This window comes from Flavobacterium sangjuense (genome assembly GCF_004797125.1).
GTDB lineage: Bacteria > Bacteroidota > Bacteroidia > Flavobacteriales > Flavobacteriaceae > Flavobacterium > Flavobacterium sangjuense.
The window spans coordinates 2,174,819-2,187,565 of sequence record NZ_CP038810.1 but is presented as its reverse complement, the minus strand read 5'-3'; the positions used below and the strand labels follow the sequence as shown (position 1 = coordinate 2,187,565).

Annotated in this window: 13 protein-coding genes; 8 read left to right on the top strand and 5 right to left on the bottom strand. The window is 35.3% G+C overall.

Annotation, left to right across the window (positions count from 1 at the left end):
* Positions 1-12: 12 nt before the first annotated feature.
* Positions 13-663 (bottom strand): outer membrane beta-barrel protein, encoded by a 651-nt coding sequence (locus tag GS03_RS09615; protein ID WP_136152330.1) that lies wholly within the window; start codon positions 661-663, stop codon positions 13-15.
* A 140-nt stretch (positions 664-803) separates the two neighbouring features.
* On the opposite strand from GS03_RS09615, the gene smpB reads away from it, so the two are divergent.
* A complete protein-coding gene (gene smpB, locus GS03_RS09610) occupies positions 804-1,256 on the top strand; it encodes an SsrA-binding protein SmpB (protein ID WP_136152329.1) in 453 nt (150 codons plus the stop codon).
* On the opposite strand, the gene GS03_RS09605 is transcribed toward smpB, so the two are convergent.
* Both GS03_RS09605 and GS03_RS09600 read right to left on the bottom strand, forming a co-directional pair.
* A complete protein-coding gene (locus GS03_RS09605) occupies positions 1,253-2,554 on the bottom strand; it encodes a T9SS type A sorting domain-containing protein (RefSeq protein WP_168710294.1) in 1,302 nt (433 codons plus the stop codon). The two genes, smpB and GS03_RS09605, sit on opposite strands and share 4 nt — an antisense overlap.
* Positions 2,555-2,559: 5 nt before the next feature.
* Positions 2,560-3,201: a protein-L-isoaspartate(D-aspartate) O-methyltransferase gene (locus GS03_RS09600; RefSeq protein WP_136152327.1), complete on the bottom strand. Its 642-nt coding sequence runs from the start codon at positions 3,199-3,201 to the stop codon at positions 2,560-2,562.
* A 132-nt stretch (positions 3,202-3,333) separates the two neighbouring features.
* On the opposite strand from GS03_RS09600, the gene GS03_RS09595 reads away from it, so the two are divergent.
* From GS03_RS09595 to GS03_RS09565, 7 genes are all read left to right on the top strand, one after another.
* Complete coding sequence (locus tag GS03_RS09595) at positions 3,334-4,311, top strand: Gfo/Idh/MocA family protein (RefSeq protein WP_136152326.1); 978 nt, start codon at positions 3,334-3,336, stop codon at positions 4,309-4,311.
* A 9-nt stretch (positions 4,312-4,320) separates the two neighbouring features.
* On the top strand, positions 4,321-5,208 hold the full coding sequence (locus GS03_RS09590) for a 3-hydroxyacyl-CoA dehydrogenase family protein (RefSeq protein WP_136152325.1): 888 nt from the start codon (positions 4,321-4,323) through the stop codon (positions 5,206-5,208).
* A 3-nt stretch (positions 5,209-5,211) separates the two neighbouring features.
* Positions 5,212-6,429, top strand: a complete 1,218-nt coding sequence (locus GS03_RS09585; RefSeq protein WP_136152324.1) for a DUF1015 domain-containing protein — start codon at positions 5,212-5,214, stop codon at positions 6,427-6,429.
* A 13-nt stretch (positions 6,430-6,442) separates the two neighbouring features.
* Positions 6,443-7,123, top strand: a complete 681-nt coding sequence (locus tag GS03_RS09580; protein WP_136152323.1) for a YggS family pyridoxal phosphate-dependent enzyme — start codon at positions 6,443-6,445, stop codon at positions 7,121-7,123.
* Between the two features lie 109 nt (positions 7,124-7,232).
* Positions 7,233-8,594 (top strand): exonuclease domain-containing protein, encoded by a 1,362-nt coding sequence (locus tag GS03_RS09575; protein WP_136152322.1) that lies wholly within the window; start codon positions 7,233-7,235, stop codon positions 8,592-8,594.
* Positions 8,594-9,511 carry a tRNA (adenosine(37)-N6)-dimethylallyltransferase MiaA gene (miaA, locus tag GS03_RS09570; RefSeq protein WP_136152321.1) on the top strand — a complete coding sequence of 306 codons (918 nt, stop codon included), beginning with the start codon at positions 8,594-8,596 and terminating at the stop codon, positions 9,509-9,511. The genes GS03_RS09575 and miaA overlap by 1 nt, the downstream gene beginning before the upstream one ends.
* Entirely contained in the window at positions 9,512-10,252 is a 741-nt protein-coding gene (locus tag GS03_RS09565; RefSeq protein ID WP_136152320.1) for an acyl-[acyl-carrier-protein] thioesterase, read from the top strand. It abuts the gene before it with no gap.
* Positions 10,253-10,406: 154 nt separating this feature from the next.
* Here GS03_RS09565 and GS03_RS09560 read toward each other — a convergent pair whose 3' ends face one another.
* Together GS03_RS09560 and GS03_RS09555 are read right to left on the bottom strand one after the other, a co-directional pair.
* On the bottom strand, positions 10,407-11,108 hold the full coding sequence (locus tag GS03_RS09560) for a response regulator transcription factor (protein WP_136152319.1): 702 nt from the start codon (positions 11,106-11,108) through the stop codon (positions 10,407-10,409).
* A 20-nt stretch (positions 11,109-11,128) separates the two neighbouring features.
* On the bottom strand, positions 11,129-12,709 hold the full coding sequence (locus tag GS03_RS09555) for a sensor histidine kinase (protein WP_136152318.1): 1,581 nt from the start codon (positions 12,707-12,709) through the stop codon (positions 11,129-11,131).
* Positions 12,710-12,747 lie beyond the last annotated feature (38 nt).

Below are 12,747 nucleotides of genomic sequence, written 5' to 3'. Positions count from 1 at the left end.
TAACTCATAAAATTAAAACACAAATTTAAATCCGAATGCAAATGGAGTTGTCAGGCTACCCCCACTACCATATAAAGCACTATTATATGCTGACTCAACGTTGGCAACATGTGCAATAGAAAAATCAGTAATTGTAGTTTTTTCACCACCATCAGGTTTCAAAGTAGTTTGGCTGAAGTTTATCAAATTATATGAAAACTCTACAGAGAAATTTTTAGTAACGAAGAAATCAATACCTCCTGACATATCAGCGCCAAATTGAGAAATTTTTAGGTTGCTTGTTTCTTCTTTACCGGTAATGATAGGTGTAGCTAATTGTCCAAAGAAATAGAAATTTCCGGCAATGTTCCAATACTTACGCACTAACGGTTGGAAAACATATAATTTAGAATTTAAATCTGCTGTACCACCTCCAACGCTGGCGTTATCTGCTTTTATATTAAGGTAACCAACACCGGCACCTACTGCTACTGATGGCGTTACAAATGTTCCAACAATTGGCAAAACCATTACGTTGGTGCTTTTTACGTCACCTGATTTACTTTGTTGGTAACCAAATTGTGAAGTAGCAAACCATGCTCCTTCCAGACCTTGACTTTTTTCTTGCGCTTGAGCAGACAATGATATTAATACAATTCCTGCTGCTAATAATAATTTTTTCATTTTATATATTGGTTTTAAATTATAGGTCAAAATTACCGTGATGATTTTGTGCAGAAAATGATATAAATCATTGTTTAACGGTTTTTTTTATTACTAATTTCATTCCAAGTAAGAGCAATAATTTATACATTTGCCGTCCTATGTTAAAGACAATAAACATCCTAAACAAACGCGCAAAATTTGATTATGAAATAATCGAAACCTATACTGCCGGGATAGTTTTAACAGGTACGGAAATCAAATCTATTCGTTTAGGAAAAGCTAATATTACAGAAGGTTTTTGTGAATTTCATAACGGAGAGTTATTTGCCATCAATACCCAAATTGATGAATATCTTTATGGAAATCAATTCAATCACAAGGCAAAAAGTGAGCGTAAACTTTTATTAAATAAAAGAGAATTGCGAAAATTAGAGAAAGCATTTGACACTAAAGGACTGACCATTATTCCCTTAAGGCTTTTTACCAATGAAAAAGGAATTGCCAAATTAGACATTGGATTATGTCGTGGAAAGAAAACCTATGACAAACGCGAAAGCCTTAAAGAGCAAGACACTAAGCGCGATTTAGACAGAATTAAGAAGTCGTTTTAATTCTTAACCATTTTTTTAGTGGTAAATTTTCCATCCTTTTGGATTTTTACAAAATACAATCCGCTTGAAAATTGAGAGGTGTCAATTGTATTTGTGGTAAAATTGGAATCTGCAAAAACTCTTTTACCTAAACCATCATAGATTTCAACCATAGTATTTTCAGCATTTTCCAAGCGTATATAATTAGAAAAAGGATTGGGTAAAGCATTGAATTTATTCAGTTCATGTTCATCTACAGCTAATGCACAACTCATGATTGGGCCGATTCCTGAAGATGTTGATAACACTCCGCCAACAACTGCCCAGTCTTCCCAGCTTCCTCCTGCGTAGTTAATTGACCAAAAATTTCCCCAGTCATTTACCTTAAAATAATTTTCCCCATTAGGTGTGCCCGGTACAACATACGTCATTAAACCACCCCATGTTAATGGCTGCCCTGAGTTACAATATGGACCCGGAGTCGCCCAAAAACAAGATGGTTGAATAAAATAAGCATAATCCTGAGAGCTGGGATAATTTCCATAAACATGTCCAATCATATCTGCCCCAAAACAAATTGCAGTATGTTCATTACAACCAATTCCCGAAGTCCCTGGACTAATCATATCTTTTAAAATTCGCGCCATGAAAGTTAAATGGCGTCCCCTCCCATCAGGGTTATCATAATGTGAATCCGTTATTACATTACCTAATCCAGGAACACTTAAAAAGCTATAAAATGGAGGCACCGGTGCAAATCCGCCTATAGTGACATTGGCATTGTATGGATTGTTGAGTGCTTCGGCGGAGGTAACATTCCCATTCTGTGCCGTGAAATAATTCTCGCCTAAAATAGACATTCCGGCTCCTGCTCCGCCAACTGGTGAATGTTTATCATTAATGTGGTAATTAATTAAGTCTTCTAATGCATTATCCTTAAAGAAGGATATATAATCCCATTGATTTCCATCAGCAAACCAAATCATTTCGGCATTAGCAACCTTGTCTAAAACATACGGATTTGTTGCTCCTGCAACTGAAGTGATTACTAAAGTTTCAATGGAATTGACAGTTACCCCTAAGCCTGACATATAAACATTTTCTTCATTGCCTCCTGAGCAACGCAGAACAACAACATCACCTCCGTTGGCTTTTTGCAACAACCATATCATAGCATTATCCTGTACGGCTGCCCCACCCATCATGCATACACCAAATTCAGGATTGGTTGTAATATTGGTAGTGTTTCCTGTAAAATAGGAAGTATAACCTTGTGAATAACCTAAAACAGGAAGTAACAACAGAAGTAATTTTTTCATCATGATTAGTTTTTATTTTCCAATAAAGGTACAAATTTAAAGTCGCCAAATTCGTGCTTTTCAAATTGAGTGGCATTTTTGCGAATCAGTAATGTCATTATCTGAACATCTTCACCCAAGGGAATCACAAGCCTTCCTCCTATTTTTAATTGAGCCATCAATGCTTTAGGAATAATTGGTGCACCAGCAGTAACGATGATACTGTCGAAAGGAGCATAATCCGGCAATCCTTTATAACCATCACCAAAAGACAAATACTTAGCGCGAATTCCTAATTTTGGCAATAAAGCCGAAGTTGTTTTAAACAATTCATTTTGTCTTTCTACCGAATAGACTTTGGCTCCCATTGCGACTAAAACAGCTGTTTGATATCCTGAACCGGTTCCGATTTCAAGTATTTTGTGGTCTTTTTTCACTTCCAATAATTGACTTTGAAATGCCACAGTATAAGGTTGCGAAATAGTTTGCCCGGCACCAATTGGAAACGCCTTGTCCTGATAAGCAAAATCTTCAAAGCTGGAATTTAAAAATAAATGTCTTGGAATTACTTTAATTGCTTCCAGTACTTTTTTATCCGTAATTCCTTTTTCAGCCAGAAGTTTGGCCAATTGATTTCTAAGTCCTTGATGTTTGCTTGTATCTTTCAATTTGGGTAGTGATTTATTTCGTAAAAATAACTTTTAAATTTCAAAAAGCAAATAAACTCATTAACCCTTAAACTCATAAACTTTTCTTTTAAACTTTAAACTAAAATAGTACTTTTGATAAAATTTACTTCTATGCTTAAAGTTGGCGTTTTAGGTGCTGGTCACCTCGGAAAAATACACTTACGATTATTACAACAATCTGAAAAATATGAACTCGTTGGTTTTTATGACGAAAATCACGAAAACGGAGCCAAAATCGAAGCCGAATTTGGATACAAACAATTTGATACTATTGCCAAATTAATCCATGCGGTAGATGTTATCGATATTGTAACTCCTACCCTTTCACATTACAAATGTGCTAAGGTTTCTATAAAATCAGGGAAACATGTTTTTATAGAAAAACCAATTTCCACAACGGTTGAAGAAGCTGAAGAAATCATAGCACTGTCCAAAGAATATAATGTCAAAGGACAAGTTGGTCATGTGGAGCGATTCAACCCAGCGTTTATAGCAGTTAAAGACCAAATAGAAACTCCAATGTTTATCGAAACACACCGTTTGGCAGAATTCAATCCGCGTGGCACTGATGTTCCTGTCGTTTTAGATTTGATGATACACGATATCGATGCAATTTTAAGTGTTGTAAAATCAAAAGTAAAAGCAGTTCATGCAAGCGGCGTTTCGGTTTTGAGCCAGTCACCGGATATTGCCAATGCCCGAATTGAATTCGAAAATGGTTGTGTCGCCAATATTACTTCGAGCCGAATTTCGTTAAAGAATATGCGCAAGTCGCGTTTCTTCCAAAAAGACGCTTATATCTCTGTTGACTATTTAGACAAAACCTGTGAAGTCGTAAAAATGAAAGAAGCTCCGGAAACTCCGGGAGATTTTGATATGATTCTTCAAAACGCTGAAGGTGATCGCAAGCAAATCTATTTCAACAACCCTGAGGTTAGCCATAACAATGCGATTCTTGATGAATTAGAAACATTTGCCGACGCTATCAATAACAATACAAATCCAATTGTTACTCTAGAAGACGGAACAGAAGCATTGCGCGTTGCGTACATGATTATTGATTCGATGGAGAAAAATAAAAACATCTAACCCAACATAATGAAAACAATAGCTGTAATAGGCGCAGGAACAATGGGCAATGGAATTGCCCACACTTTCGCACAAAGCGGTTTTACCGTAAAATTAATTGATGTTTCCGAAAAATCATTGGAAAAAGGAATGGCAACAATCGCTGCAAACCTTGACCGAATGGTAACCAAAGGAACCATCACCGAAGAAGACAAACACAAAACTATTGGAAATATAATTACCTATACGGATATCAAAGACGGCGTTGTCGGAACTGATTTAGTAATTGAAGCCGCCACAGAAAACGTTGGCTTAAAACTTCAAATCTTCAAACAATTAAGTGATGTTTGCGATCATAATGTGATTTTGGCAACCAACACTTCTTCGATTTCTATTACGCAAATTGCGGCACAAGTAGTGCATCCTGAACGTGTAATCGGAATGCACTTTATGAATCCGGTGCCGATTATGAAATTGGTTGAAATCATTCGTGGCTATTCTACTTCGGATGAAGTAACCAAAATCATCATGGATTTATCAGTAAAATTGGGAAAAACACCAACCGAAGTAAATGATTATCCCGGCTTTGTGGCAAACCGAATTCTGATGCCAATGATAAACGAAGCTATCGAAACTTTATACAATGGTGTTGCCGGCGTTTATGAAATTGATACTGTGATGAAACTAGGAATGGCGCATCCAATGGGACCATTACAATTGGCCGATTTCATCGGATTAGATGTCTGCCTTTCGATTTTAAACGTAATGTACGACGGATTCAAAAATCCAAAGTATGCTCCTTGCCCACTCTTGGTAAATATGGTTATGGCCGGAAAAAAAGGAGTGAAATCAGGAGAAGGTTTTTATGATTATTCAGAAAGCAAAAAAGCTGAGAAAGTTTCGAAACAATTCGCTTAAACTATGAGCAAAATAATCCCTTTTAAAGCCGTTCGTCCCACGCCTGACAAAGTAGCGTTAGTGACTTGCAGAAACTATGACGATTATAGTTCGGCTGAACTTGCTGCCTGGTTGAGTTTTAATCCGTATTCGTTTTTGCATGTGATTAATCCCGCTTATATGTATTCGCAAAAGATTACACTGGACAAACGTTTTAAAGGTGTTGCTCATAAATATCAGGACTTTAAAGAAGAAGGCATTTTTATGGAAGAAGACAAAGCTGTTTTCTTTTTGTATGAAATTCAGAATAAAGTGCAGTCTTTCACTGGTTTTATAGCCGGAACTTCGATTGAAGATTATAAAAATAATGTCATCAAAAAGCACGAAGATACACTGCAATATCGTGTAGAATATTTCAAAGATTATTTGCATCAGACAGGTTTTAATACCGAACCCGTTTTGATTACGTATCCCGATAATGAAACCTTGAATTCCTGGATAACCGAAAAGAAAAAAAGCCAACCGATTTATAATTATTCTACAACCAACAAGGAAAAACATCAGGTTTGGAAAATTGAAACAGCTGCAGAAATTCAATGGTTGCAGCAGCAGTTTGAAAAAATCCCAGAATTATATATTGCTGATGGACATCACCGCTCGGCTTCAGCAGAATTGTTATATGATGAAGACAAACATTTGGGCAACGAAAACCTAAACTATTTTATGAGTTTTCTAATTGCCGAAAGCAATGTCAAAATCTACGAATACAATCGAATTATTCGCGATTTGAATGGTTTTAGCAAAGATGATTTTCTGGAAAAGTTAGCGGAGAATTTCATCATCAAAGACAAAGAGCAGGAATTGTGGAAACCTCAAAGTAAATTCGAATTTGGAATGTATCTCGACGGACATTTCTATGCTTTGTTTTACAAGCAAGAGAACAAACAGCCTTCCATTTTAGAAAATCTCGATGCACAAATTTTATACGATAAAGTTTTGCAGCCACTATTAGGGATTGAAGATTTGAGAAACGACGAACGCATTGAATACATTCCCGGAAAGCAATCCATTTCGACAATAAAGGAATTGGTTGATGAAGGCGAATTTGAAGTCGGATTTATGTTATTCCCATCGGATATTTCAGAAATTAAAGCTTTGGCAGATAACAATTTGATTATGCCTCCAAAAAGTACTTATATCGAACCAAAATTCAGAAGTGGATTGATGGTTTATGAATTGTAATTAAAAAACAAAAATGTCAATCAAAGACAATTTACTTCAAATAAAATCACAACTTCCGGAAAACGTAACGCTTGTTGCCGTTTCAAAAACCAAACCGGTTTCCGATTTGATGGAAGCATACAATGCCGGGCAACGAATTTTTGGCGAAAACAAAATCCAGGAAATGACCGAGAAGTGGGAACAAATGCCCAAAGATATTCAATGGCATATGATTGGACATGTTCAAACCAACAAAGTCAAATACATGGCGAAATATGTCAGTTTGATTCATGGAGTTGACAGTTTGAAATTATTAGAAGAAATCAACAAACAAGCTGCAAAACACAATCGTGTTATTGATTGTTTACTTCAGGTTTATATTGCTGAAGAAGAATCGAAGTTTGGTTTGGATGAAAATGAATTGGATGAGATTCTTCACTTCGTTCAGACTCGAGGCAATGCCGAACAGAGCGGAGCTAATGACAAAATGCAAAATGTAAAAGTGATTGGTTTAATGGGAATGGCAACATTTACTGATAATCAAACACAAATCAAGAAAGAATTCTTGAACTTGAAATCACTATTCGATAAACTCAAAACTCATCACTCATCACTCACAACTCTTTCCATGGGGATGTCCGGTGATTACAAACTTGCCATTGAATGTGGAAGTACCATGGTTCGAATTGGAAGTAGTATATTTGGAAACAGATAAAAGAAGCAAGAAACAAGAACAAAGAAAATGAGTAATATTAAAAATAGACAAATCATGCAGTTTTGCTCTTTCAGCATAGCGGTCTTGGTTCTTTCTTCTATCATCTAAAATGTACGCAATACTCGACATAGAAACAACCGGTGGTCAATTTAATGAAGAAGGCATTACCGAAATTGCCATCTATAAATTTGACGGCCACGAAATTGTTGATCAATTCATCAGCCTGGTAAATCCCGAAAAACCGATTCAGCCTTTTGTTGTTAAGCTAACGGGTATCAATAACGCTATGTTGCGCTCTGCTCCAAAGTTTTATGAAATCGCCAAACGTATTATCGAAATTACAGAAGATTGCATCGTAGTGGCTCATAACGCTTCATTCGACTACAGAATCCTTAGAACCGAATTCAAGCGATTGGGTTATGATTATATAAAACCAACGCTTTGTACCGTTGAATTGGCACAAAAATTAATTCCGGGACAACTTTCTTATAGTTTAGGAAAATTGGTTCGGGCACTTGGAATTCCGGTAACCGATAGGCATCGCGCCAGCGGTGACGCCATGGCAACCGTGAAATTGTTTAAAATGATTTTGGCAAAAGACACCGAAAAAGAAATTTTAATCAGTTTGATTAAGGCCGAAATCAAATCGGGTTTGACTCCGAAACTATTAGATATTGTCGAGAGTTTACCAACAAAAACCGGAATTTATTACATTCATAACGAGAAAGGCAATCTGATTTACATTGGCAAAAGCCGAAATATAAAGAAACGAATCAATCAGCATTTCACGGGAACATCGGGAAAAAGCAAAAAGATTCAGCGTGAAGTTTTTGCCGTGACCTATGAAATTACCGGAAGTGAATTGATTGCTTTGCTAAAAGAAAGCGAAGAGATAAAAATCAATAAACCGATTTATAATCGTTCGCAACGCAAGACTATTTTTCAGTGGGCATTGTATTCTGAAAAGGATGAGAATGGTTATCTGGCTTTAAAACTTCAAAAAGCTGATGGTAGAAAAAAGGAAATAACCTCATTTACTTCTGTGCAGGAAGGAAGAAATTCACTGTTGAAAATTACCGAAAAGCATAATTTGTGTCAAAAAATAAATGGCTTATACGAAACCAAAAATGGTTGCTTTCAGCATAAAATAAAAGAATGCAATGGCGCGTGTTTGGGTAAAGAAGCACCTGAATTATATAACGAACGTGTTGAAGAATTCATTCAGGAAATGAAGTTTGAAAACGACAATATGGTAATTGTTGACCGAGGAAGGACTGTTGATGAACGCTGCGCTGTTTTGATTGAAAACGGAATTTACAAAGGCTATTGTTTTTATGATTTAAATTATCAGATTAACAATATCGAAATCCTAAAAAACATCATCATTCCGATGCAGAATAACCGTGACACCAAAACGATTATACAAGCTCATTTGAAAAGACATAAAGTGATAAAGATTATCAAATTTTAATGAACTACTTAATCACCATCATTGGACCAACAGCGATAGGAAAAACTTCCCTGAGCATTGCTTTGGCAAAACATTTTGGTTGTGATATTATTTCGTGTGACAGTCGGCAGTTTTTTAAGGAAATGTGTATTGGAACTGCTGTTCCGAGTGAAGAAGAATTAGCTGCAGCTGCACATCATTTTATTCAAAACAAATCTATTTTTGATAATTATACTGTTGGTGATTTTGAGAAAGAAGCCATTGTAAAACTGGACGAATTGTTCCTTAAGAATAACATCCAAATTATGGTTGGCGGTTCGGGTTTGTATGTGGATGCTATTCTAAAAGGGTTTGATAATTTTCCGGATATCGACAACTCAGTTCGTGAAAAAATAAATGCTGATTTTGAACAACTTGGAATTGATTACCTACAAAACAAGTTGAAAGAATTAGATGCGGATTATTATCATAAAACAGCACTTGAAAATCCGCAAACTTTGCAAAATCCACAGCGAATGAAACGCTTTGTTGAAGTTTGTATCGGAACCGGAAAACCCTATTCTTCCTTTCTTAATCAAAAGAGAAACGAACGTCGCTTCGCTCCTATTATCATTGGTTTGGAAGCTAACAGAGAAATCATGTACAACCGAATTAATCAACGTGTTGACATTATGATTAAAGAAGGCTTGGTTAAAGAAGCTGAAAGTTTGTTTCCAAATAAGGAATTGAATGCATTGCAAACCGTTGGCTACAGAGAACTGTTTGATTATTTTGACGGAACCATTTCTTTAGAATTTGCTATAGATGAAATAAAGAAAAATACTCGTCGCTTTTCAAAGCGCCAACTGACCTGGTTTAAGCGAACTGAAAATGTACAATGGTTTGATTTCAAAAGCAATCCAAACGATATTATCAATTATATAAAATCCAAAATATAAATGCCGATTTCAAACGACTTTACTTCTATACTAACCAAAGATTGGGAAATCACTTTTCTGCAATGTTATCCGAATGGTTATTTGAAATACACTGATTTGTGCAATATACTGCAGTTAACTGCCGGTCTTCATGCGGAATTGGGTGGCATTAGTTTTAGTGATATGCAGGTGCATCATCAGGCTTGGGTTTTGAGCAGAATGCGTGTTGAGATAAAACGATTACCAAAATGGCGAGATGTTGTAACCGTTAAAACCTGGATTAATTCGTTAGAGAATTCGCGTTCTATTCGTTGTTTGGAGTTGTATATTGGTGATGAAAAGATTATCGGTTGTGAAACCTTTTGGGCTGTTTTTAATACACAAACGCGTCGTCCGGAAAACCTGGCTTTGGAACATGCCCATTTTGAAAAATATCCAGAGGATAAAGCAACTGAAATTCAATTTTCTAAAATTGACACTACGGTTGACAAGACATTTGTAACCGAAAAAACGATACTACTTTCTGATTTAGACATTGTAAACCATGCTAACAGCGTAAAATATTTAGAATGGTGTTTGGATTATGTTGAACCAAAATTACTCTTAAATCAAAAGGTAGAAAGTTTTGAAATGAATTACCTAAAAGAAGTTTCATTAAACGATACAATTGCTATTGAGAAAAGTAGTTTGGAAAACCCAAGTGTTTTTACGGTGAATTCCACAAACAAAATCTGTTTTGCTTTACAACTGAACTTGAAATGAAAGCCAATGCCCTAGCCCGGATTGCAGTGGAAATCCTGACATTGCTAAAGAGAATCGTGATTAGATTGCTTCGTTCCTCGCAATGACAGATTGAAACGGAAAGCCGGAATAGCTTCTAATTAAAAATGGCTCCAGTTTCCTGAAGCCACTTTGCTTATTTTTTTACGACCAATCTAAAACCTTCGCCGTGAATGTTGAGGATTTCAACATTTGGTTCCTCTTTCAGATATTTTCTCAATTTGGCAATGTAAACATCCATACTTCTTGAGGTGAAATAATTATCTTCTCTCCAGATTTTTGTCAGAGCCAATTCTCTTGGCATCAAATCATTTTCGTAAACAGCCATCATTTTTAGCAATTCAGACTCTTTTGGAGATAATTTAATAGGTTCATTATTTTCGAATTTCAAGTAACGAAGTTTTGAATTTAAAAGGAATCTTCCTATTTGGAACTCAAATTTTGCAGGTTCGTTTTTATTCTCAGCCGCTTTTCTTTGAATGATTGCTTTTACTTTCATCAGCAATACATCGGAATCAAACGGTTTGTTTAAATAATCATCGGCACCAACTTTATATCCTTTTAAAACGTCCTCTTTCATTGATTTGGCGGTTAAGAAAATCAAAGGCACATCTTTGTTTTTTTCTCTGATTTCTTTTGCCAAAGTGTAGCCATCTTTGTATGGCATCATCACATCCAAAATACACAAATCGAAATTGTCTTTTTTGAATTTTTCGAAACCTTCCATTCCATTTTTGGCTAGCGTTACTTCAAAATCATTTAATGTTAGGAATTCTCTCAAAACTATTCCGAAGTTTTGATCGTCTTCGACTAGAAGTATCTTTTTGTTGTTTTCCATAGTAGTAGTTTTTTTTTATTTTAATTTATGAGTGGGACTTTAATTATAAATGTGCTTCCTTTTCCTTTTTCGCTTTCTACAAATATTTCACTGTTGTGATCATCAACAATTCTTTTAACGTAAGCCAATCCTAATCCATGACCTTTTACGTTGTGCAAATCTCCTGTGTGCTCGCGATAGAATTTTTCGAAGATTCTTTTTTGAGCGGCTTTCGACATTCCTGAACCTTGATCTTTAATTTTGACAATGACAAATTCTTTTACATTTTCAGTTTGAATGTCTATTATCGGTTCTTCAGGTGAATACTTAATGGCATTATCCAAAATATTAACTATAACATTAGTAAAATGCACGTCGTTTAATAAAACTGAAGTTCTGCTTGCATCAAAATGCGTTGTTATCTTTCCGTTTCTGTCTTCAACAATCAAATTCACATGTTCAATAGCATCTTCAATTATCTCGTGAATGTTGGTAGATTCTTTAGTAATATCTAACTCTTTTTTCTCCAGTTTTGAAATACGTAAAACATTTTCAACCTGTGCATGCATACGCTTATTTTCATCTTTTATCATTTGCAAATAGCGAAGCACTTTCTCCTTATCTTCAATCACCTTTGGATTTTTGATGGCATCCAAAGCTAAATTTATTGTTGCAATTGGTGTTTTGAATTCGTGTGTCATATTATTAATGAAATCGGTTTTGATTTCAGAAATCTGACGTTGTTTTATCAGTTGATTTAATGCACTTGAATACGCAATGACAATGATGAGCGTAAAAATGATTGACAAAATGCAAATTCCAATCAGTTCCGAAAACAAGAACTTCTTTTTTTGTGGAAACGTTAATAGCAATTGGTATTTGTTATTTCCGTCGTTATCAATAAAAATTGGAATGGAATAAGTTGATGGTTTGTCATACCTAAATCGCTCCGATTTTATTTTTGTTGCCAAACCATTGCTGTAAACATTAAATTCAAAAGGCGTTTTGACACCATATTCATTAAGTTCTTCAAACAATAATTTTTGCATCATCTCATTTGAAACTCTTTCCTGAATAGGCTTTACCGCCGCAATGTCTTTGTAGAAAATTTCAAATTCTGCGTTATCCAACAAATCCAAACGCCCCGATTTTTCAATTTTAATATCAGGAGAAACCGTTTGTTTTATGCCTGAGTTGTCAATATCACCGTTGTAAATTTCAGTTTTTCTTTTTGCTGTGTAATTTTTGAGCTTTATGCTGTCAAATTTTTTATCAAAGAACGAAGCAGAAATTCCATAATCTTCGGAATTTATGCTGTTTGAATATATTATCATTTCATTGGTTCTGGAATCTCGCTGATAATAACCGAATTCTAAAAAGTCGCTCTTTTGAGGCGCTTTACCAATACTGTCTTTAAGATGATTGTAAATCTCGGCATAAGAATATTGCTCCTGCTTTTGCAATTTTTCGGCAACATTCCCAAGAACCTGCTTTACATGATACTTGAATTGTTCTTCATTATTCTCGAAAGACTTATCAAACCAATACACCTGAACAAGAATTATACCTATTAGGGATAAACTCATTAGGATAACCAGTAAGCGGAAAAACAATTTATTCATTATACAAATTTAACATTTTAACATTTATACAATAAATA